General features: G+C 53.2%; 15 protein-coding genes and 1 pseudogene. 6 read left to right on the top strand and 10 right to left on the bottom strand.

Annotated features, from left to right (window positions below):
- Positions 1-73 precede the first annotated feature (73 nt).
- The 5 genes from KJS42_RS09700 to KJS42_RS09720 all read right to left on the bottom strand — a co-directional run bounded on the left by KJS42_RS09700 (position 74) and on the right by KJS42_RS09720 (position 4,084).
- A complete protein-coding gene (locus KJS42_RS09700; protein WP_213622714.1) occupies positions 74-1,648 on the bottom strand; it encodes a DUF4127 family protein in 1,575 nt (524 codons plus the stop codon).
- Positions 1,649-1,826: 178 nt separating this feature from the next.
- Positions 1,827-2,039: a hypothetical protein gene (locus tag KJS42_RS09705; protein WP_213622762.1), complete on the bottom strand. Its 213-nt coding sequence runs from the start codon at positions 2,037-2,039 to the stop codon at positions 1,827-1,829.
- A gap of 101 nt (positions 2,040-2,140) precedes the next feature.
- Positions 2,141-2,419 (bottom strand): holin, encoded by a 279-nt coding sequence (locus KJS42_RS09710; RefSeq protein ID WP_213622715.1) that lies wholly within the window; start codon positions 2,417-2,419, stop codon positions 2,141-2,143.
- A gap of 14 nt (positions 2,420-2,433) precedes the next feature.
- Positions 2,434-3,366: a peptidoglycan recognition protein family protein gene (locus KJS42_RS09715; protein WP_244868429.1), complete on the bottom strand. Its 933-nt coding sequence runs from the start codon at positions 3,364-3,366 to the stop codon at positions 2,434-2,436.
- 430 nt (positions 3,367-3,796) lie between these two features.
- Positions 3,797-4,084 (bottom strand): hypothetical protein, encoded by a 288-nt coding sequence (locus KJS42_RS09720; protein WP_213622717.1) that lies wholly within the window; start codon positions 4,082-4,084, stop codon positions 3,797-3,799.
- A gap of 290 nt (positions 4,085-4,374) precedes the next feature.
- Between KJS42_RS09720 and KJS42_RS09725 the strand changes: the two genes are divergently transcribed.
- From KJS42_RS09725 to KJS42_RS09735, 3 genes are all read left to right on the top strand, one after another.
- Entirely contained in the window at positions 4,375-4,728 is a 354-nt protein-coding gene (locus tag KJS42_RS09725; protein WP_059044468.1) for a helix-turn-helix domain-containing protein, read from the top strand.
- A gap of 107 nt (positions 4,729-4,835) precedes the next feature.
- Complete coding sequence (locus tag KJS42_RS09730; RefSeq protein WP_193416497.1) at positions 4,836-5,435, top strand: ImmA/IrrE family metallo-endopeptidase; 600 nt, start codon at positions 4,836-4,838, stop codon at positions 5,433-5,435.
- Positions 5,436-5,437: 2 nt separating this feature from the next.
- Positions 5,438-5,812, top strand: a complete 375-nt coding sequence (locus KJS42_RS09735) for a hypothetical protein (protein ID WP_213622719.1) — start codon at positions 5,438-5,440, stop codon at positions 5,810-5,812.
- Here KJS42_RS09735 and KJS42_RS09740 read toward each other — a convergent pair.
- Positions 5,803-7,011 carry an oxalate decarboxylase family bicupin gene (locus tag KJS42_RS09740; RefSeq protein WP_244868440.1) on the bottom strand — a complete coding sequence of 403 codons (1,209 nt, stop codon included), beginning with the start codon at positions 7,009-7,011 and terminating at the stop codon, positions 5,803-5,805. The two genes, KJS42_RS09735 and KJS42_RS09740, sit on opposite strands and share 10 nt — an antisense overlap.
- 246 nt (positions 7,012-7,257) lie before the next feature.
- On the opposite strand from KJS42_RS09740, the gene KJS42_RS09745 reads away from it, so the two are divergent.
- A complete protein-coding gene (locus KJS42_RS09745) occupies positions 7,258-8,238 on the top strand; it encodes a glycoside hydrolase family 43 protein (protein ID WP_213622721.1) in 981 nt (326 codons plus the stop codon).
- 55 nt (positions 8,239-8,293) lie between these two features.
- Here the strand turns inward: KJS42_RS09745 and KJS42_RS09750 are convergent, their stop codons facing one another.
- Positions 8,294-13,099 (bottom strand): X2-like carbohydrate binding domain-containing protein, encoded by a 4,806-nt coding sequence (locus tag KJS42_RS09750; protein ID WP_244868430.1) that lies wholly within the window; start codon positions 13,097-13,099, stop codon positions 8,294-8,296.
- Positions 13,100-13,527: 428 nt separating this feature from the next.
- On the opposite strand from KJS42_RS09750, the pseudogene KJS42_RS09755 reads away from it, so the two are divergent.
- A pseudogene (locus KJS42_RS09755) lies at positions 13,528-13,713 on the top strand (catalase); the annotation flags it as partial.
- A 463-nt stretch (positions 13,714-14,176) separates the two neighbouring features.
- Positions 14,177-15,460 (top strand): glycoside hydrolase family 27 protein, encoded by a 1,284-nt coding sequence (locus tag KJS42_RS09760; protein ID WP_213622723.1) that lies wholly within the window; start codon positions 14,177-14,179, stop codon positions 15,458-15,460.
- Between the two features lie 174 nt (positions 15,461-15,634).
- On the opposite strand, the gene KJS42_RS09765 is transcribed toward KJS42_RS09760, so the two are convergent.
- The 3 genes from KJS42_RS09765 to KJS42_RS09775 are packed head-to-tail and all read right to left on the bottom strand — an operon-like array spanning position 15,635 to position 22,041.
- Complete coding sequence (locus tag KJS42_RS09765; protein WP_213622724.1) at positions 15,635-17,914, bottom strand: GH32 C-terminal domain-containing protein; 2,280 nt, start codon at positions 17,912-17,914, stop codon at positions 15,635-15,637.
- A 3-nt stretch (positions 17,915-17,917) separates the two neighbouring features.
- Complete coding sequence (locus KJS42_RS09770; RefSeq protein ID WP_213622725.1) at positions 17,918-20,386, bottom strand: PfkB family carbohydrate kinase; 2,469 nt, start codon at positions 20,384-20,386, stop codon at positions 17,918-17,920.
- Positions 20,380-22,041 carry an ABC transporter substrate-binding protein gene (locus KJS42_RS09775; RefSeq protein WP_213622726.1) on the bottom strand — a complete coding sequence of 554 codons (1,662 nt, stop codon included), beginning with the start codon at positions 22,039-22,041 and terminating at the stop codon, positions 20,380-20,382. The genes KJS42_RS09770 and KJS42_RS09775 overlap by 7 nt, the downstream gene beginning before the upstream one ends.
- Positions 22,042-22,049 lie beyond the last annotated feature (8 nt).

Raw genomic sequence — 22,049 nt, forward strand, 5'->3', positions numbered from 1 at the left:
GATCGTTGTCATGCTTACGGTTGGGTTTAGCATAACACGGAAAAATTCTCCTGGGAATATAACGTTATAATGTTTATGTGTGAAGTGCATCGAATCCTTCGATCGTCAGCTCAAACCCCACCTCAAACATGCGTCTCCACGGAAAATGCAGCCCGCTTAGCCGAATCCGACCTTCCTTTATATCCGCAAAATAGTGCGCTGCCGCTCGGTTCATTTTCTCCGCTAAAATCGCCTCAGCCTGCCCCAAGCAATGCTCCAGCACATAGTAGCTCGCGTTCAGCCCGGGAAGGTCGTTCGCCAGCATGTCTTGCCGCACCAGCGACTGATACAGGAAATCTTCTGCTAGACGGTGGTAATAAAAAACACGACTCGCCTCATATGCCTTCGCCAACTCGCCCTGCGCCCAGCGACTCGCGTAATAAGAAGCAATCACCAAGTGGGCCACCACCGTTCCCAGCGTGTTCCCGGACGTATTCCAGCCGGCGTAGGACGTTAATTGGTCCAACTGTCCTTTTTGCTGCAGCAGGTTTATCAGCACCGGATCGCCACCGTTGCACGTCGCCACGTCGCCTAATGCGACCAGCTTCCCTTTGCGCAAGTAAGCCTCCATCGCTTCGGCAAACTCCCGATAATGAATTTCCGAGAAATAGGTGCGATGCCGTTCCTGGAACGGAATTTGCTCGGCCATCCCCGCCTGGTCGACCGCCGGCGAGTGGACGAGAAGCACTAAATCCGTCTCTGCGGAATGGTCGGTCAGGACGGCTCCTGCCGCGGTAATCTGCGATTTGACGCTTTCGTTCAGGCTGCGGTCTTCGTATTTCGGCTTGATCCGCGGACCCAGGGTTGAAGAATAACGCACAAAAATCTCCGGCTTGTACTGTTTCAATTCCCCGAAAATGCGGGCAAACATTGTGCAGCCTACCTCATCTGCCCCTGGGTAGATCAAGACCTTATCCAGCACGTTCAACGCTTCCACGCGGCAAACCATCATTTGCTGTTCCGCCCGGGAGAAGCCGTATTGGGAATTGTCGTCCAACGGGACAACCAGATGGTCGATCACGCCTTCGCGGACCAGGGTCAATGCGTGCTGGTTTACTTGTTGGTTGACGGCACGTCGCTCCAAAAAATCGCCTAAATCGGCTTTCGGGATGAACCGCGTGACCTCTTCCAGTTCTCGTTGTTCCGCCGGGGTCAATACCTCCTGCTCCGCTTTGTCCGTCAAGTAACTGTATTTGAAAATTTGCCCGCCGTGAAATTTGTAATAATCCGGCTCTTCTTCGTCTTTGTTATTGTTTGGCACGCGCATAATTAAGTTAAAGGCGTGAATCTTGATGCCGGGGTAATGCCGTTTGACTTCCCCTAATACCGCCAACCGCCGCAAGCACTCCTTCAGAGATAAATGATGCAGCCGGGATGGCACGATCCCCCCGTAAACGAGCAGATCGATCGAGACAAGCAAATAATCCGCACCTTCCGCGGCCTCGAGCAGCCATTCCCGAAGCGCAGTCGTATTCGCCGGGCGTTTCTTGTTCCCGAGCATCGAACGGTCCGGAACGACGAGCGTTACGTCCGTCATCCGCGCCAGCTGCCTGGGAAACCCCTCGTTGCACGGCCTTTCGTCCAGCGGCACATAAACCACTTTAGCCATATTGCCACTCCTTCCCGTTAGCCTGATTCCCATCGAAAAATAGCGCATAGCTCATCGTACGCCTAATGTAATCTTAGCTTTCCGGGAGTCCGGGAAATATCCCACGGATTTACGATAATATCCGAAAAATGCAAAAAGGGCCGTTCGCCAAAGCGAAACGGCCCAAAACAAGGGAAGGTCAGGAGGCATGATGCCGTCCTTTTGCCACAGGAATACAAGCCAAAATATTCTCCATTCGAAAAGCCCGAGGCGCATGGGAAGCCAGACAGGTCGCCCGAACTATACCCTCACGCACATCGTGCACCTCGATCCGCCGCTGGGTGATCCTGCCCTCGCGGTCGACGTAGATGATTTCTACGGTCCGGCCGATGTATTTTTCCACCCGAATCATCTCCAAATAAGAACGTTTGTTTGTATTATATGCAAACATGTGTTCTTCATTCAACTGGAAAATAAAACAGGGGGTATCGTGTTAAGGCAACAGATGCTAAGTCACTTCTCCTTCGTCTTCACTTGACGATTGTTCCCAAGCTCGAACAGTCCGGTGGCCGACAAACCGGCTAAACCTCCCGCCCACAGCCGCAACGCTAATTCCATTTCCGTAAAAGGGTAAGCCGCGGCTCCGACCAATACGCCGATGACGACCCCGATGAAAGGGATCAGGTTTTTCGGCAGGTTGACGGTCGTTTTGACAAGTTGGACTAAAGCTAATACGAATACGGATAAAACCGAGGCAAAGGCCAACACATTGGTTAAAATCTCGTTTTGCATGACTTCCCTCCTTCTTATTGCTCCGGGATGCCCGCGGCCCGGCGCAAATAATTCGCCAGGTTGTTAAAATGCTGCGCTCGCGCCGAATTCCCTTCATCCCGCGCCTTAAACCAAGCCGGCGAAAGCCACCGGAAGATGATTTCCTGCGCATTACTTTTCGGTAGCGGAATCAGCGGACCGGCTGCGGATGAGGAGGCCAGCGGAATTCCCGAGGCTACTCGCAGATTGTTTGCCAAATTGTGAAAATGCGTCATTCCGACCTGGTCGCCCTTGGCTTGCGAGGCGAACCAAGCCGGAGAGACATAGTTGTCGATCAAGGACTGCGCGATGGTTACGGGCAGCGGCGCAAATGACGTACTCGAATTTGGCGTTGGCCTAGGCGTCCGCATCACGTTGAGTTCGGTCGAGATATCATCCAGTAACTGGTTCAGCGTTTTCCTGCCTGTGGCCAGAGCCTCATCAGGATCCTGTCTGCGCGCCGGATCCAATTGCCGGTGGGACGGGATAAAGACATAAGGATTTTTGTTCCATACGCTGCAGCAATAGGCCAAATACCAAACATACCGCTTGTACGCTTCCGTAAAGTTTATGCGCCCGCCGTAGCAAAATTCCACCCCGATCGCCGCATCGTTGGCATCATAGCCAAACAAATCATTGTCGGTCGTGACGTCGTACAGCACGTGCCAGGCTTTTTCCGCCGGTTCGGGACCGGTGCCGGTCGGTATGATTTCAAGAATCTTCGTATCGTCAATAAATACATGGGCCGAGGCGGAGCGATTCGTTGGCGAGTTGAAATAGGCATAGTGATTGTCCGCCGTTGCTCCCGGATTTCCCGAGTCATGGGCCACAAAAAACTCCGGCGTTCCGGTCGATAACCTCGTCCCGGGCCTTATGTTCGGCCGGATCGCGACGTACCGCCTTTCAATTCGGTATTTTTGTGTATCCATAAGCGTTTTCACCCCTTCCATTCATACTATTCCGTACGGGTGCCGGTTCGCCTGTGCGCTTGTTGTCCGATTCCAGGGCACCTAAGAATAAAGAAAAAGAGCCTGCGATAAATAGCAGACTCATGGTATAATTTAGCATGTATAACTGAACTTGGGTGGGACAGTATCGCCTCCGGATGGGAGGTGATGCGTATGAAATTTTCGTTTTCGGAAGTGATCATGCTTGGCATGTTTGTCCTGGCACTGCTTACTTACCTGAATAAACGAAAATAACCCGCCCAGGTTAGCGCCAACGGTGCGGGTTATTCTCTGATGAACATTTGGAGGTTTCCCACCCAAGTGTTGTACCGGGGAGGCTGTGGCGCAGCCTCCTTGTTTCTATTGTTATCTTAGCATACTCTGCCATATACCTCAATTATTCACAGGGCGTTTATTCCTCCAGCCGATCGATCCGCTTATGGGCTTGTTTGGTCGATTCCTCGACGCGCGTCAGCCGCTCGGAGAACGCTTCAAATCGCTGACCTTGCAGCTTTTGTTCGATTTTCATGTCATCAACGAGACGTGTGATGTTTACTATTTCCGTCTTCCTTATCGCCTCCGCTTCGGCTACGTCCTCAGCTTCCTGCCGAGTTGCTCTTGAACGTCCCGCCCACCCCAATGCAATTCCGCTAATCGCCGCCAGTACCGAAGTGATCGATGTAATAGCAGCCATATCCATTATCCTCACCTCTCTTAAGTTCATCCTGCGCAACAATAAATTACCGTATTGGAAACATCAACTAGCTTCACAGTTCACTTAGGCTTGTCCAAACAATCAACAATGAGAAGATCACCCTCTTTTTTACCAATTTGGTAACCGTATCCTGATTATAGATTGCCATTTCGGTAATGTCAAGTCGCATTATTGCCGATTTGACAATATAAAATATTTCCATCTGGTGTGCCCACGCTTTACCAATTTGGCAACTTGTGCTACACTAAATGAAACGGCAAGGAAGAGGAGTAACCATGCAAACGCTAGGCGATCGGATCAAATATCTTCGTGAACAACGTCAGCTCACGCAAAAAGACCTCGCCTCCCAAGCGGACATTTCGGTCGTGCAGTTGTCTCGGTACGAGACAAACGACCGCAAGCCGGATCCGGAGGTGCTGCGCAATATCGTCGACGCTCTGGATACCAGCGCCGATTACTTGCTGGGCCGAACCCCCGACCCGTCTCCTGCTGCGGAGAAAGGGATGAGCTTGTCTTTTTTCGGCGGTCCCGAAGCGTATACGGCGGATGAAATCGCCATGATGGAGGCCGCTTTGAAAGCGTATCGGGAGCAGAAGAAGAAGCTGCTGAACGGGGACGAAGCGAAGTAAGTTGAAGTGAACCAACCTATATATGACCAGCAATGACGGCCCCGATTCTGGAGGGCCCTTATTTCGGGCGATGAACCGAACATACATTCTGATTCGGGGTGACTTGGATGCTGTACGCTTATTATCATGAGACCCATCTGGAACAATGGATTAACGCCAAATTATTGAATCACGGGATATCGGCCCCCGCCGATCTCGACATCGAGCGAATCGCCGAAGCCTTCGGCATCGGGCTAATTTACGGGAATCACCCCTCTTTTTCGGATAATGAGGAGAACGTGATTTTCCTGAACAAGTGGTTGGAGGCGGTTCAGACCCGGGTCGTCTTCTTTCACGAGTTATGCCATGTGCTGCGCCATGCCGGGGATCAGCGCCGGATGACGGATCTGTTCCTGCATGCCCAGGAGACTGAAGCCGAGCAGTTCGTGCTTTACGCCGCCATCCCCTTTTATATGTTTGCCAAACTGCCAGTGCCGGATCATCGCAGCGAGGCGGTGGCTTATATCGCCGAGCAATTCCATGTCCCGCCAGAGCTGGCGGAGCAGCGGCTGGACCAAATCCAGCGGCGGGTGCTGCACGGCAGCTTGATCGCTGCAGCCCAGGAAGCAACCCGCCGCCAGCGCGAAGCAGAGCGGGGCTGGTCGCCGGAGACTCGGCGCATGTTGTCCCAACTGGAACGGCAAATCGGCGGCCAGGGAGGACGGTGACGATGCGGATCGCGGCGTATTGCGATTTTTACGCGGATTCCAACCGACCGCTGCAGTTGATTGTCGATGCGCGGCCGGGAGAACTGGATTGGTCGAAGACGCTCTACATCCCGGTCTCCGGTCCGTTTGAGCCGTTCACGGCCGAAGATTTCGGTGATTTGCCGGGCGTATCCGTTCTGCTGGAAGACCTCGTACGACCCAAAGAACCGCCGGAGTTTTCCGGCGGTTCGGAGCTGGAATTAGCGCTTTCCGTTCCATCCCAACGGGTTCTCGGCATTCGTCTCCCGCAAATCGCCGCCCGCAGCGGCGATACGGACGAGATTCAGCGCCTGGTGGTGCAGATGGATGATGTTGAAGAAGTCTTAGGTTATGAGTGAGGTTTAGACGTACGGTCGTATTCCACCACCGGCCACTTTTGCTTCCGCAGCGCATCCACTAACAGAGGCCCGACATGCAGATTGTCCTGGACCAGCTCGCGCGGCGTCAGCGCCATCCATTGATTCAGCGACACATCGGCGAACCGGTCGCTGCGGAACATCTCCAAGAACCAGATGCTGCGATCCCCGGTATTTTGAATATAGTGGCCAAAGGCAAATGGGACGTACCCCACATCCCCCGCCCTGACGTTGAATGTGCGAGCGACGCCGCCTCCGGCGAACACGGTCATGCGTCCTTTCCCGGACAAATAATATTGCCATTCGTCGTTGTTCGGATGCCAATGCATTTCCCGCATGGCGCCGGGCTTGATCTCCACGAGAGCAGCCGCAATCGTTTTGGCGATGGGAAAGTTGGTGGAATCCGCGATGCGCACGGTTCCGCCCGGCGTTCGGACCGGCTTCTGGGCCAATAGGCTATGCTTGAAGCTGACGGGAATCTCTCCGTAAGGCGAAGTGATCTTTTGACTGGCGATCGGCCCCGGGACTCGGTCTTGGTAGATGTACACCTGCTTACCAGGGATATTGTCAAACGCTTTGCGCGGCACGCCAAAGTTCGCCGACAGCACCTCCTTGGGCGTGTGGGCGAACCAATCTGAAATCGACAGGGTGTTTAAGTCGGAGAAATGTCCGTCATCGAACACAAGGAGAAACTCGCAGCCCTCCTCCAGCCCTTGAATCGAATGAGGAATCCCCGGCGGAAAATACCATAAATCCCCGATGCCTACATCGGCGATGAAGTTCCTTCCATCCTGGTCCACGGCGGTGATCCGGGCTTTCCCCGAGATCATGAACGACCATTCCGCCTGCTGATGCCAATGCAGCTCCCGCACGCCTCCCGGCGTTAAGCGCATATTCACCCCTGCCAGCGTCGTAGCGATAGGCAGTTCCCGAATCGTAATTTCCCGCGACCAGCCCCCTTGGTTCAACTGCATGTGCGTGTCCGAAAAAGAAAATTTTAGATTCGGTACCAATCCGTTATCGGTCACCGGAGGAGCCAGCATATCGGGATTTTCGCGATCCCGCATGACATCCCGTGGTCCTGTATCAGTCGCGCCGCTGCCGTCATCGCGTATCGGCTCGGGTACGGGGGATGTCCCCGCAGCGTGATTTTCCGGATGCCTTGAAGCGGATGGATCCATTTGATCCGTCATCGACAATCACTCCTTATTCTGGACGTGCCAATGTTAATTTTTTCCACATTCTAATCATACAGTGATCCTATTCCCTCCCTAGCAGAAATATGTTCTGGCGAAACGGTTCATTTCCCAATAAAATCCGATGATTTCGGAGAAAATAACTTCAAGAGCTTGATAGTTGTCCAAGCTTCTGTATAATTAAAGTTAGTAAGTTTAGTCAACAAACTAACTAGGTAAAGGGGAATCCTCGTGGAAAAACCTGTACGTCCGAATGAACCGCTCGTTACGCATATTTTTACGGCAGACCCATCCGCCCATGTGTATGACGGCAAAATTTATATTTACCCATCCCATGACCTCGATCACAACGGTCCCGACAATGATAACGGCGACCAATACGCGATGGAAGATTACCACGTTCTCTCGCTGGACGATTTCAACTCACCGTGCGTCGATCACGGCGAAGCCTTGCATCTGCGGGATATTCCTTGGGCGAGCCAACAGCTGTGGGCTCCGGACGCGGCTTACAAGAACAATACCTATTATCTCTTTTTCCCTGCCCGGGACAAAGAAGGCATTTTCCGCATCGGCGTAGCTACGAGTTCCTCGCCTGCAGGTCCGTTCACGCCGCAAGAAAGCTACATTCCTGGCAGCTTCAGTATCGATCCGGCCGTACTCGTCGATGACGACAACCGCGCCTATATGTATTTTGGCGGACTTTGGGGCGGCCAGTTGGAGAAATGGCAAACCGGAACCTTCAAACCGGACGCCGAAGGACCGGCACCGGATGCGCCGGCGTTGGGGCCGCAATTCGCTGAATTAAGCGATGACATGCTCAGCTTTAAATCCGCACCGCAGGAAATTTCCATCGTTGACGAGGACGGAAATCCGCTGTTGGCCGGGGACGAAGACCGGCGGTATTTCGAAGGACCGTGGGTGCATAAATACAACGGTAATTATTACCTGTCCTATTCAACCGGATCCACCCATACCCTCGTGTACGCGATCAGCAAGAACCCGCAAGGGCCTTATGTCTTTAAAGGCAAAATCCTGACGCCGGTCATCGGTTGGACCACGCACCATTCCATTGTGCAATTCCAGGACAAATGGTACCTGTTCTATCATGACAGCTCGTTGTCCGGCGGCGTGAACCACAAGCGCAGTGTCAAATACACCGAACTGCATTACAACCCGGACGGCACGATCCAAACGATCGATCCGTACAAATAAGCAAAGCAGGGGAGCACCGGCCGGCTGAATCAAGCCGGAGGTGCTCCCCTTTTTTTTATTTACTTGGTTCCTCTCCGCCTCCCACTCTCGGTGTCGCAACATGCTCCGTCGATGCCTCTGCGATATCGTGGAAAGCCCAGTGTGATTGCGGTACGTCACGCCAAACCGGAAGCACGTCGATGTTGCCAAATAGCGGCCCTCGGCCCAATGCCCGGTTGATCACGGTCACTGCTTCGGCCCGCGTGACGAATGCCGCCGGGCGGAACTTGCCGTCGGCATAGCCGCTAACGATCCCTGCCGCTTGGGCGGACCGGATCGCCTCCTCCGCCCAATGGCCGGCGGTGTCGGAGAAGCCGGTACCCTGCCCCGCGACCGACTTCATGAATTTCGCGGCGACGGCCGTGATTTCCGCCCGCGTCACCGGTTGTTCCGGCTTAAAGCTGCCATCGGCAAAACCTTGCATCAAGCCCATGCGGGATGCTTGGGCGATCGCTTCGGCAGCCCAATAACCTGCCGGAACATCGTTGAAGCCTAACGCTTCCGCCGTCTCCTTCAGGCCCACGGCCTTGGATAGCATGGCAGCCATCTCCGCGCGGGTAATTTGGTTCTCCGGTTTGAATAGCCCCCCCGGATAGCCGCTGATATAAGCATTATGCGTTGGCAACATGGCCTCGGCCGTCTTCACCAGGACGAAGGTGCTGAAATGGTCTACGCTGAATTTCAACCCTTTGCCGTTCCCGAACGGAACAACCTCTCCCGTCAGGAACTCCGTCGTCCCGTCGGAGTGTTCGATATACACCCCTAGTTTGGCCGGGTCCGCATCGTTCAGCGCCGAGCCGGCCAGCGGCAGAATGAGCTCGACCTCCCGGTTCTGCAGGTTCGTTTCGATTTGAACCGGACGACCGATGACAGTTACCCCTTGCCCCCCTGTGGACGCAAGTACCACCTCGGCTTTGTTGGCGCGTCCTTCGATTTCCTTGCTTTGGTTAGCTGCTTTCACGGGATGGATTGTCACGGTCAGATCGCCGGTCGAACCCTGCAAAGAGGCTGCCGGGAACAGGATCTCTCCGCTCGTCGATTGGAGTTTTAATTCCAAACCGCGTCCCGTAATCAACTGAATAAAATCGCGGGCGAGCGACAACTGGACGGAGGCCACTTCATCCTTGGCATCCGGAATCGTAAGGGTTAGCGATGTGACGCCTTCGTCCTCTAGTTTGTCAATCGCAGCCCGAAGCGGAGCATCGGCCGTCAGTTTGACTTCATCTCGTTTCGTTCCGTCGGCTAACGTCGTCCGAATGATATCCACCGGGATCTGATTGGCCGGATCGCGAACGATTTCAGTTCCCGCCGCGCTAGGCGGCGCCGAAGGACCGGACGGTCCGGTTGGGGACGACGGCGGGTTGGACGGATTCGTTGGCGTGGTTGGTGTCGTAGAACCGGGGGCGACGCGGTAAATCAATAGATCCGCCAGCATCAGCTCGCCGGATTTTTTCACTACTTTGACCGTATGTTGGCCAGCTGGCAGGTTAGCAATGCCGAACAACGGCTGCTGGGCGCTGCGGGACTCGTCATAGGCATCAACGGTTGATTTTAACTGTCCGTCGATGTAAACCTCCATTTCTCCTTGGGCTGGACCTTTTGGCATATGCAAATCAATGCCCGTTCCTTTAAACGTATACTCGAAGGAATCCCCATTCACCTCTGTCGCATGCACGTCATCGTAATAATCGCCTTTGATGTGGAACGTCAGCTTCAAGCTTCCCAATGGCTGGACAGCGAGGTATTCCTTCTTGATCGTGACAATGTTCCCCGTTACGGTGTAATCCGCGCCCGCAACCAACGGCACTTGGCCGTTCCGAATGCTACCGAGGTTCCCGATGCCGCCGAGCACTTCGACTTCGATGTCGTCCTGGGCGGACGGATTCTTATCGAAGGTCGCTTCGGTGTGGTTAATCAAGTCGGGAATTTGCACTTTGAGGGCATCCAACAGCATGAAGCGGCCCGATTTCTTCACCAGCTTGATGGTGTGCAGGCTGTCGGTCAACCCGGATATGCTGTAGACCGCTTGCATCGGTTGTCTGGCATCGGCATGGGTATCCACGGTGCCCGCGAATGCGCCGTCCAGATAAACGTCAACTTCCCCCTGAGAAGGGTCAATTTCCGTGATATATTGGATGCCGGTCCCCTTGAAGGTGTATTCCAGGAAATCGCCGTTCGTCTCGGCAAAATGCACGTCATCCTGATAATCGCCGAAGTTGCGCCCTGTGCTGCGGTTCCAGGACCCGGTGTAACGAATGCCAGGATCATTGTTGTTGATCATGAGGAAACGGCCGGACGTATTTACAATATCGATCGTGAGCGTTTGCGGCAGCCCGGCGCTGAACTGGAAGGTCAGCTCGGTTATGCCGGTTGGCTGCTCGGCCAAGTACGAGGAATGGATGCGGATCGTATCCCCTTCGATCGAAAAATCCGCCCCTTCGGTCAAGGCTTCTGCCCCGTTGGTGATGCGGACCAGCGTATTGCCGTTTAAGGTCATCGTGGTCGAGACATCGGCTTGCGCGGATGCTTTTTGATCAAACTCCGCTGTCTTCGGAGCGATCGTGCTATTCACGATCACCGGTCCGGTAATGTCCACCGTGAACGTCTGCGTGTCGCCGCCGGCAAAACCAAACGTCAAGGCAAGCGGGCCGGGCGGTTGCTGGGCCAAATACGCTTTCTTGATCGTGACGCTGTCGCCGGAGACCGCATAATCCGTGTTTCGCACCAGTTCTGCTGAACCGTTCGCAATGTGGGTGAATGTATCTCCTCCCAGCGGCAGCGAAACGGGAATGTCCTGCGGATTTGTCGTATCAAAGCTGGCCGTCGTTGCCCCAAGCAAGCTGTCCGCGTAAACCTTGAACCCATCGACGAGCAAGTAGGTCCCGCCCTTCATCACGCCGGAGATCGTATGCTCGCCGAACGGCAGGTTCCGTACGCTGTAAACCGGGATTTGTCCCTGTTGATTCGGGGCATTGGCGCTTACCGTCTCTTGGAATTCGCCGTCCAGATCGATGTCGATGTCCCCTCCGGATTCGGCCGTTTCAGTCAGAAAATCTACGCCCGTACCTTTAAACTGATGTTCGAAACGCACCTCGCCTTTTTCCCCGTAATGAACATCGCCTAGATAATCATTCCAGACGGGATCCCTCCCCGAACTGTATCCCCAACTGCCGTCGCTTCCGTAAGTATCATAGGTCACCGACGGGTGGTTATCGTTATAGATCACCCAATGCTCGCCCGCCTCTGCGGCGGTCAAACCAGACGCTGCCTGCTCCGCAAAGGCTCCAGCCGCCAATCTCTCCTCATTGACCGCGGCTGCGTCATACACAACCGCGTTCCCCGATGCTGCCGCGCTCGAGTCGACGATTGTCACATTCAGATCCTGCGCATCCTGCACCAGCTCATTACCGCCGTTACGCGTCCAGTTTCCGGTATATTTCACGCCGGTATCGTCATCATTGACTTTGGATGTCCCGTTCTTCGCCGTTACCTTAAACAAGCGCGAAGCATGCGGCTCCAAAGCAATATTATCCATGCCGGTTGCAAACTGGCCGAGTTCCGCATGGCTCCACAAATCGCGGACGGAAGCCGCGCCGTCCAGCCCGATGTCGCTCCATTTGACATCCATCGTTACGCCTTTGTTGCCTAGATTAAACAAGGCGACGGTATAGGTCCCATCCCCGTTATTGACAACCCACACCTGCTGGTTGGTAGCCATCGACACTGGATGTGCCGGACGGCCGGCTTGGTTGACGGCGATGACCTCATCGTTCGTCAACAGCTCGAGGCCATAGCTGTCCAGGTTAGTTAGATCATCGCCGGTATAGAATTGCGCGCTGGCGATCGCCCACAACGTCGTCGCCGTCTGCCGCTCGTCCCGGGTCAAACCAGAGGTTTGCCCATTGCCGACGTTGAGGGAATCGAAGTCGTTCCAGCCGCCGGGACCGGCGTCACGCCACCATAAAGCGGCATCCGGAAACAACCGGGCGATGTTCGCCCACTGCGTCATCCCGATATTGCGGTCATAAGCCTCAATGTCCCAATTGACGCGCCATCCGTTGGCGTACTTTTTCCAAAAATCCACGTAGTTGTGATCCAGCGCCCAAGACAGTTCGAACCAAATGCCGTGCTTGGACAGCGCAGTAGACCAGGCCTTCACGTCGTCGCGAGCATCGATCGACAGGTCATTATGACCGGAGCCCGGAGTCACACTATCGAACTTCACGAAGTCGACGCCCCAGGAAGCGATCAGATCGGCGATCGAGTTAATGTATTCCTGTGCCCCCGGCTTAGAGAAATCGATCTTGTAATCGATGTCCCAATAGTCCGCTTGCCGGAGCGGCTGAGCGGCGATATCCTGCATATGGTATTCCGTACCGTAAATCGGCAGGTTCAAACGATAAGCTTCCTTGGACAAACCCGGAATCAAGTAAATCCCGACCTTCTGGCCGTTGTTATGAATGTAATCCACCAAATTCTCGAAACCGTCTGGATATAACGTTTCGCTCGGAATCGGCCGGCCGTATTCGTCCATGCTGTCGTTCCATCCGGCGTCGATATTGATGTATTCGTATCCGTGAGCCTGCAGTTTTTCATTCATCGCATCGGAGATCTTTTTCAGTTTCTCTTCGGAGGTCCAGTTCCCCTCCGGGCCGTCGTAAACCTGTAAGCTGTAGCTGCTCCAGCCCATATAAGGCTTCATTGCCAGCCCATTATCGGCCGCGTGTGCCAACTTGTGACTTGGCTCAAAATAAGCACACGGTACTAGCACAATCGCTGCTGCTAACAAGCAAATCAACGTCTTTTGCAACAAACGGATCATCATTTCATCTCCTTTGGTAGAATAGGTGTCCCTGTTCAGAGACCCGTGAAATTCGGTGCTCCCCCCTATCTGCGCCAAGCGTCCTTTTTTGGTAACGCTTTCAAAACGGCGGGTTGAATTATTTCAGGTTACCTGACCGTCTCCCTGCGTGAAAATACCCCTAAGCTTTCCACATTTGGGTCACGTTTCCTTCGCGATGAGTATAGAAAATTGCCGAAGCTTTCGCCTAGGTACATCTCTTCGTTCGACGTACATCTCCCCCTCATTTGGGGCAATCATCCAGCGGATTGAGGCAACCATTTTCTCGAACAAGGGACAATTTTCCTTTTAGATAAGAGATCTCTTAAGGGAATTTTTGCGATCAACCACTTTTACCAAATAATGCATACTTCCGAGAATCACGTAAGACACTATCCTCAAATTGAAATTTGGAGGTCAATCTAGTGGATCCACATGCAGGCACGAACAAAGAAGCGAACGAGGAGGAACAAACCCTAACGGACCGCCAAGGGCACCCGATCACAGACAATCAAAACGTCCGAACCGTCGGAAGCCGGGGGCCGACCACACTGGAGAACTATCATCTCCTCGAGAAAATCTCCCATTTCGACCGAATCTCGTAAACAATCTGAAGTTGTGCAGTTCCGTAATTTAGGAGACTTGGATCAGCCACTTCACGCAAGCGGACCCAGAGTATAGAAGAAGGGCCAAGGAAGGACTTGAGGCGGTGAAGCGGGAGATGGATGCGGCGGGTAAGCATACCAGCACTGCCAGTGCGGATGAAGCGCTGGATAAGGCCCAAGGGATGGGACACAAGTCCGATCGATATTAATGAAAAGCCGGCGATTGCAGCAGCAATCGCCGGCTTTGTTCTTGCATTTATTCGCCGCGGCTCAGCAAGTCCATCCGCAGCTTCCGGCAGCCATAACACCGATGGTTTTCGCATAATTCCCTTATATACTCGATTAACCGCAATATTTTACCCTCATCGTTCCAAAGTTACTATAGATATTGCACTACTTCTTGATTAAGATGAACCTAAATAGAGCAATAATCATCTGTAAAGGAGCCTGTAAAATGGACCATTCGTTTATTGCACCTACTCCGCCGCTGGGCTGGAACAGCTGGGACGGTTATGGCGCGGCCGTAACGGAAGAAGAGATTCGAGGCAATGCGGAATACATGGCGAAACACCTCAAAGCCTTTGGCTGGAGTTATATCACGGTCGATATTCAATGGTATGAACCGGGGGCGCATTCCTCGCAATATCGCCCATTTGTACCGCTCGCGATGGACAGCTATTCCCGGCTCATGCCCGCTGAGAACCGTTTTCCCTCCGCGGTCGGCGGCCTAGGCTTCAAGCCTTTGGCCGATGATGTTCATCACCTGGGCTTGAGGTTCGGCATTCATATCATGCGCGGGATCCCTCGCCAAGCCGTTCATGCCGCCACTCCCATTCTAGGCACAACCGCGACCGCGCGTGACATTGCGCATACGAACTCCATCTGTCCCTGGAATACGGATATGTACGGCGTGGATGCCTCAAAGGAAGGAGCGCAGGCTTATTACGATTCGCTCTTTGAATTGTACGCCTCCTGGGGTGTTGACCTGGTAAAGGTGGACGATATTGCGGCCTCCAGGTTATACGGCACCCACCAACCGGAAATCGCGATGATTTCCGAAGCGATTAAACGCTGCGGCCGGCCTATGGTGCTAAGCCTGTCCCCCGGGCCGGCTCCGGTGGAATCCTCGGGCTTCTTCGCCGAGCATGCCAACATGTGGCGGATGACGGACGATTTCTGGGACCAGTGGCCGCTTCTGCGAGATATGTTCGACCGGTGCCGGGCCTGGCAGGGCGTGCCGCAAGCCGGCTCATGGCCGGACTGCGACATGCTGCCGCTCGGTCATATCGGCATACGCTCGGTGGATGGCGGCGGGGCGGATCGCTGGACCCGGTTCACCCGAGACGAGCAGTTGACGATGATGTCGCTTTGGAGCATCTTCCGCTCGCCGCTCATCTTTGGCGGTGAATTAAGGGATAACGACGAATGGACTCTTTCGCTGATCACCAATCGGGAGGTGCTGCGCATGCACCGGGAGAGTCGCGGAGCCAGGGAAGCAATCCGTGAAGGCGATCTTATCGTTTGGACGGCTGAACATCCTGAGGGATTCGGCTATGCCGCTGTTTTTAATCTCGGTGAAAGTCCGCTGACGCTGGAACTCCCTATGGAGCGGATCGGTCTATCGGGAGTTACTGCGGGCTTTGAGCTGTGGAGCGGAGCGACGGCCGAGCTCACGGTATCAGGTGAACTTCCTACCACGGTACCATCGCATGGAGTGCGTTTATTCCGGTTAGGGTAAGCAACACAAAGAGACCTGCTAGTGACTTATGCATAGGTCCTCAGAAATCCTATTATTATCTTTTGACCGGTGGCCCTGATAAGTAACGGTGGTTAAGAACAAAAAAGTAACCCCTAGCGCTCAATTCGAACGACTTAGGGGTTACTTTATATGGGAAATCATTTCTGCCCTTCTCTACCAGATCGACTTCATTTCCCACACTTCCATCGACCTCACAACAAGCTCTCCATCTCCCCAAATCTCCAGCCCCAGCGCATCTCTGCGGCTTGGATAGACCCGGGTGGTCAAGCTTTTTAGGCTGTTGGCATAAGCTTCGACCATGGAACGGTCCAGATAAAGGTGCAGCCTCAAATTCTCGCTCGCGAGCTCCAGCTTGCCGCCCTGGATCCCTCCGCATCGTTCTCCCGGATGCAGCGTCGTTTTCGTTCGGTCGACCAGGAGCATCGATTGCTTCGAATCATAATAGAGCAGCGTTTCTTCTTCCCCGTCCGGAGTCCGCCGGAGCTTGATTCCGAATTGTTGGGCGCTGTCCGGTTCGATTTCCAATTGAATCTCGAGCATGTCGCCTTGAATCTCTTGGAGCCGTTCATTCGCCTCGGCGAGCGAATTGTCCCGAAGCGACAGCCGCTTCTCTCCGCGCAGCGATTGCAATTCTTGGATCGGCTCGATTCCCAGCCGTCCGTCATCCCGTAAATACACGCTTAATGGTAACCCGGCGTTATGGGCCCAGCCCGATTGATATTCCAGTTCGGACGTCCGGTCCCCTTGGGCTATCGTAAAGATGATTTTTCTGCCGGTCTTCGGGTCCACCATGCCGCTCGGGCCGGTGAAATGGAAATCACCAACATCAATCAGCTCGGGTTCCTCCTGATCTGGAATAAACGAAAGCTCCTCCTTATCCAGCCGCCCAATCCAGTAAAACACCTCAACATCCGCGCCATCTCCCACGGGACTGACCAACAGTAAGTGCTTGTTCTCCCCCTGCTTATCCGTGCCAAGAGGAAGCAGAACCGGAAGCTCCCAGATCGGTCCAAGATAAGGAAACCTCTGAAGATCCGCTTGGAAAAACGGTCCTTTGTACGTCCAGTTCAACATATCCTTCGAAACAAAGGCCAACGCGGCCCCGCCTTCGCCTTCGATCCCCGATCCGACCAAAGCATACCAACCGTCATCATCCTTCCAAACGAACGGATCGCGGAAATCTCCAAACGCCCCTATCCCTTTTTGCTGTACGATAAGCGGCTCCCGATGCTTGACCCAAAGAACCAAATCCGGGTTGCCATCGGCTGGATACGTGCTCCGAGCAAGAGCCACGCTTTGATTAGGCGAAGCACTGTCATTGCCTGCTGTAAAGAACAATACAGGCAAACCCTCCGCATCATACGTGGCACTGCCTGACCAAATTCCGTCCGGGGCAAGTTGATCCCTCTCAGGGGCCAGGGCTACGGGAAGGTCACGCCAATGGACGAGATCCTCACTCACCCAATGTCCCCAATGGATCTGATAGAAGAACGGCCCTAACGGATTATGCTGATAAAACAAATGATATTGCCCTTCAAAATAAATCGGCGCGTGTGGTTCATTCATCCAATGAGCAGGAGGGCTGGCATGATACTGCGGCCTATGCCGATCCAGCAGGAGCGGAGCCCGATCCAGCTTAATCTCATCATAGGGCACCTGAGGTTTGATGCCGCCATACAGGGAATCCAGCACTTGCCGATACGATGCGGCTATTTCCTCTCCACTTAATGCCCGTTGATAGATCTTCAGTTCATCCAGGATCCCGCTAAACATCTGGAGATGAAATACTCCCGCCCATCGGCTGCTGTGATTATTTTTGCCGATTAGCAAATCTGTGCCTACAGCCTCGACCATTCGGGAACCAACAGGAACCTCTGACGAAGCAATTTCCCGGCCATTTAAGTACAGCTTGATTACGCCTTGCTCCCCATTAAAAACAGCGTTTACGTAGGACCATTCATGCTTAGGCAGCTCATCGCCGTCCGGTGACCAAACTTCCTTCCAGCCCCCTTGATCAAGCCCCAACTGAAAGGACCAGCGGCCGTGTCGGAACATTCCAAGCAGATATCCCTGCTCGCATTCCCTGTTGTGACGGTTCACAATTGCAGCCAGTTTCCCTTCATACCCCCAATCATAGGAGCGTGGCGCCACCCACACCCCAATACTTAGGGCTGACAACGGCTCCGCCCCCTGATTCCTGTCTAATTCACAAACTGGCCGGGCGATCGAAGTTGAATATCCATCGAACAGGAGCCCGCTTCCTTCTACGCCTTGTCTCCACTGCGGATCAGCGGGTTCAGTGAATTCGGCTTGATTCAATACATACTGAATCTCATCCCGCGATTGGGATACCTGCTCCAGAGCACTTCTTCCGGCCCCTTCATCAAAAGCCCAATGCATCATTAATCCTTGCTCACCCGTGAGCTGACTCATCGATTATCCCTCCTGACACACCACTTGCTTTGGAAAGGCGTAGGGGATTTCAACGGATTTCAGGGTATGGATCTGAACAAAATCCAGTACAACCTCCCCGGATCTCGTGATGACTTCAACCTGATCCAACGGAGCTTTCGGAAAAATTTGATCCGTCAATACAACGAGACCTTGATTCCCGTACACTTCAACCGCATTGCGATCCAGCCAAAGATGCAGTTGGATCTTTCCGTCTATCGCCGCCATTTTAGCCCCATGCTTGCTAGCGAATGACGGATGGAAATCGCTAACCCCGGAATAGGTACGATCGATGAACAGCCATTGATTCCCGGGATCATAGCCGACAATTACCTCGTCCTTCTCTGAGGATTTCAACCTGATCAGCACTTCCTCGCCAGACCGGATATCGAGATTCACTTCCATTTCAAGCAAATCCTCTTTCACGTTCTGCCAAAAAGGAGCTTCTGGCGTAACCGAGACCTCCTCCCAACGCAATGATGCTTTACGCAGTTGCTCGATTTCCCGGACAGGCATTTGGGATAATACGACACTCCCATCCTGTTCCGTTAATGACAAGACTCGGGGTAAAGTCATTGCGCCTCGCCAGGCCCCCGTAGGCGTCTCGTTGGCGTATTTCCAATTACTCATCCATCCGATGATCACTCGCCGTCCGTCTTCTTCCGGGAGATCCGACCAGGTGACCCCGGCATAATTGTCTCTCCCATAATCCAGCCACAGGATGTGATCAGGCGAATTCTCATTGATGAACGTGTTCCCGTCGAACTCCCCGATGAAATATTGCGTACGGGATCCTTCCGGACCATTCGGATGATCGCCGATGCTGATGATAAGCACCCATTTCGAACGCCCGGTATCGCCTATCGGCAATTCAAATAGATCCGGGCATTCCCAAACGCCGTCATGGGACCCTTCTTCTTTACCGAATACACCGGACAGGGACCATTTCAATAGATTCTCAGATTGATAGAACCGAACATGATCTCCCGCCACAAGCACCATGATCCAACGTTCGCTTTCGGAATGCCAGAACACCTTCGGATCGCGGAAATCAACCAGCTCCTCCTCGGCGAGGACGGGATTTCCTTCGTATTTGTGCCAGGTTAACCCCTTGTCGCTGCTGTAAGCTAAGCTTTGTCGTTGGCGGGGCTGCCCGGTTTCCGGATGGGTGTCCGCATGGGTGAAGACGGCCACCAAACCATGGGAATCTTCGAATAATCCGCTGCTATTCTTCCAATCCACCACACAACATCCGGAGAAAATCGCGCCATGTTCATCCGGGTACAAGGCGATCGGCAGATGCTCCCAATGAACAAGGTCTTTACTAACTGCATGGCCCCAATGCATCGGCCCCCATTGATTCCCGTAAGGATGGTGTTGATAAAATAAATGATAGCTTCCTTCGTAATAAACCAATCCGTTCGGATCGTTTAACCAATGGGTTGGGGGCGAGAAGTGAAACCCCGGTCTAAAACGTTCTTCTTCGATAAGTTGCTGATTGGACTCTAGCATCTGATGAATCTCTTCGGTTGTTGGCATTGCTCTCAGAGCCCCTTTCCGTGTTGTGACCAGCGCTCCGCCGGCATTTGCATAAGTCAGCATGTTCGTGATCTGCGAGGGAGTCAGATCTTTCAGAGGGCTTCCGGCCTCCAGGATTTTAAATAACAAGCATCCGAGAAAAGCATCTCCGGCGCCCGTCGTGTCAACGACCTTGACTTGAAACCCCGAAACATAGCCGTCTTTACTTCCGATCCGGTAGTAGCAGCCTTTTTCCGCCAAAGTGACGACGATCACCGCAATCTCAAATTGTTGCGCCAGCTTCAGGGATCCTTCTTCGATATCGTGAGTCCCCGTAATAAAGGAAAGCTCTTCTTCGGAGATTTTCAGAATATCGGCGTATTTCATTCCCCAAAGGATGTTCTGCTTGGCCTTTTCTGGGCTCTCCCATAACGGGAACCGGATATTCGGATCAAAGGAGAGCAGAACGCCTGCTTCCTTCGCCTGAAGAACCGCCGTTCTAGTTGCGGTACGAGCCGGTTCATGGGTCATGGATACCGTCCCGTAATGCAAGATTCGGCTGTTCACGATTTTCTCGTGCGGAAGATCCATGGACTGCAAGAAGGTGTCCGCCCCTGGCTTCCGAATAAAGCTGAAGGATCGGTCCCCGTGATCGTCCAAATGGACAAAGGCCAGCGTGGTGCTCGCTTCCTTCGTATACGAAACTTCGGTAACATCCACACCGGCGTTTTGCAAAGTCTGATGCAGCAGGGAACCAAACTGATCCTCCCCCACCTTGCTAATCAAGGCCGATTTGGATCCTAACCGGGATAGCGCAGCCGCCACGTTAGCCGGAGCTCCTCCCGGATTACATTCAAACTGCTCGTTTCCTCCAGTTGAACGGCCAGCCGGCGTAAAATCAATTAATACTTCCCCGATTGCGATGACATCTAGCACGGTTTCTCCCCACCTATCGTCAATTTATTTAGGTTTGCATAATAACGATCCAGCCCGGTTTGGTAGAGCTCCATTAATTCATTGAGGCCCATTTTTTCCAGTGTTTTAACGTAGCTGTCCCACTGCCCATCCACGCCGCCATCCACGATGAATTTCCCTCTTTGCGTATTTACATATTTGATTAACTCCGGCTCAATCTTGTTAATTTTGTCCAATTCCTCAGGTTCAAAGAAGATGCTTGGATAGTTTTCCTTCTCCATATAAGGGTTGTAATACTGTTCCAGATCCTTGGCACGCTGTTGGGCACGTGGTTCCATATCGACCACTTTGCCGAAGTCTTCAAATGTGATCACGCCGGGTCCGCCCGAACCTGGAGCAACCTTTTGACGGAATTCACCTGCAGAGGTGCCCTCCGGAAGCGGCAGGTTCACCAATTTCCCATTTTCATCCTTCTCGAACACGACATCCAGCGGCCCCCAATGGATTTGAGCAGCCATGTAGGGTTCATACTGTTGATCGATCCAACGCATGGTGATTTCCGGATTCTTGTTTGCTTTCGTAATCACAAAAGCTCCGCGTCCCGGACCTCCGCCATTAGCGCGTCCGATTAACTGATCACCACTGGGTCCCTTCAGCGGAGACAACAGAGCATAGTCCTTACTGCGTTCTGTCCCGACAACCTCTTCGATTTCCCACCAGATATAGGAGCCCAGCGTCTCATCCGACGATTTACCTTTAGCCAGATACTGTGCAGCGTCCTGGGTAAAGGACTCGGGATCGATCAGACCTTGTTTGTACCATTTTTCGTGGAAGTATTTGAGCGCTTCTTTATATTCAGGCTGAGTGGCGGTGAAAATGACCTTGCCATCGCGAACGACTCGATGCTCCAGGTTATCCGGAAGTCCAAATGCACCAAAGATGCCGGCAATATCCATACACCATTGCATGTGCATAAAGCTGAGCGGAATTTCATCCTGTTTGCCGTTCCCATTGGGGTCTTGTGTTTTAAAAGCAACCAGAGCCTCCGTATATTCATCCAGGGTTTGCGGCATTTTCAGCCCCAGCTTATCCAGCCAGCTTTTATTGATCACATGAAAGAACGGGTTGGTTCCCAGATTATTATCTTCCCAGGATGGAAGTCCGTAGATATGACCATCCGGTGCGGTGATCGTCGATTTGATGTCCGGCCGACGTTCAAAAAGCGCTTTCAAGTTCGGTGCGTATTGATCAATTAAGTCCTCAAGAGGAATAATGGTTCCGTCTTTACCGAAATTAATCAGCTCATAGTCGGTAAATCCGGCTGCGTAGAATGCATCCGGCAAATCGCCACTCGCAATGAGCAGGTTTTTCTTCTCTGTATAGTCAGTATCCGGAATGTTCTCCCAGTTGATCTTTACGTTCGTTTCCTTCTCTAGTCGCTTAAAGATTTCCATCTCGGAATATTCCGGCGCTAATGCCGCTTTTGGGGATACCATGGTTAAGGTCACGGTGTCGTTTACAATCGGAAGACCGGTCTTGTTAAAATTGGTGTCTTCCACCGAGCTATTGGCCTGGTTCTTCGAACCCTCGCTGCTGTTCCCTTTACCCGAACACCCACTTAGTACAAAGGCTCCGGCTAAGGCAAGAATTCCCGCTTTTTTGTACCATGATTTCATTGAACATA

It is taken from the genome of Paenibacillus sp. J53TS2, assembly GCF_018403305.1.
In the GTDB taxonomy this organism is placed as follows: Bacteria; Bacillota; Bacilli; order Paenibacillales; family Paenibacillaceae; genus Fontibacillus; species Fontibacillus rhizolycopersici.

Bases quoted from the DNA above. Each gene is read 5' to 3' on its own strand.
- KJS42_RS09700 (WP_213622714.1), bottom strand. From the start codon at position 1,648: ATGGCTAAAGTGGTTTATGTGCCGCTGGACGAAAGGCCGTGCAACGAG.
- KJS42_RS09705 (WP_213622762.1), bottom strand. From the start codon at position 2,039: ATGATTCGGGTGGAAAAATACATCGGCCGGACCGTAGAAATCATCTAC.
- KJS42_RS09710 (WP_213622715.1), bottom strand. From the start codon at position 2,419: ATGCAAAACGAGATTTTAACCAATGTGTTGGCCTTTGCCTCGGTTTTA.
- KJS42_RS09715 (WP_244868429.1), bottom strand. From the start codon at position 3,366: ATGGATACACAAAAATACCGAATTGAAAGGCGGTACGTCGCGATCCGG.
- KJS42_RS09720 (WP_213622717.1), bottom strand. From the start codon at position 4,084: ATGGATATGGCTGCTATTACATCGATCACTTCGGTACTGGCGGCGATT.
- KJS42_RS09725 (WP_059044468.1), top strand. From the start codon at position 4,375: ATGCAAACGCTAGGCGATCGGATCAAATATCTTCGTGAACAACGTCAG.
- KJS42_RS09730 (WP_193416497.1), top strand. From the start codon at position 4,836: ATGCTGTACGCTTATTATCATGAGACCCATCTGGAACAATGGATTAAC.
- KJS42_RS09735 (WP_213622719.1), top strand. From the start codon at position 5,438: ATGCGGATCGCGGCGTATTGCGATTTTTACGCGGATTCCAACCGACCG.
- KJS42_RS09740 (WP_244868440.1), bottom strand. From the start codon at position 7,011: ATGGATCCATCCGCTTCAAGGCATCCGGAAAATCACGCTGCGGGGACA.
- KJS42_RS09750 (WP_244868430.1), bottom strand. From the start codon at position 13,099: ATGATCCGTTTGTTGCAAAAGACGTTGATTTGCTTGTTAGCAGCAGCG.
- KJS42_RS09760 (WP_213622723.1), top strand. From the start codon at position 14,177: ATGGACCATTCGTTTATTGCACCTACTCCGCCGCTGGGCTGGAACAGC.
- KJS42_RS09765 (WP_213622724.1), bottom strand. From the start codon at position 17,914: ATGAGTCAGCTCACGGGTGAGCAAGGATTAATGATGCATTGGGCTTTT.
- KJS42_RS09775 (WP_213622726.1), bottom strand. From the start codon at position 22,041: ATGAAATCATGGTACAAAAAAGCGGGAATTCTTGCCTTAGCCGGAGCC.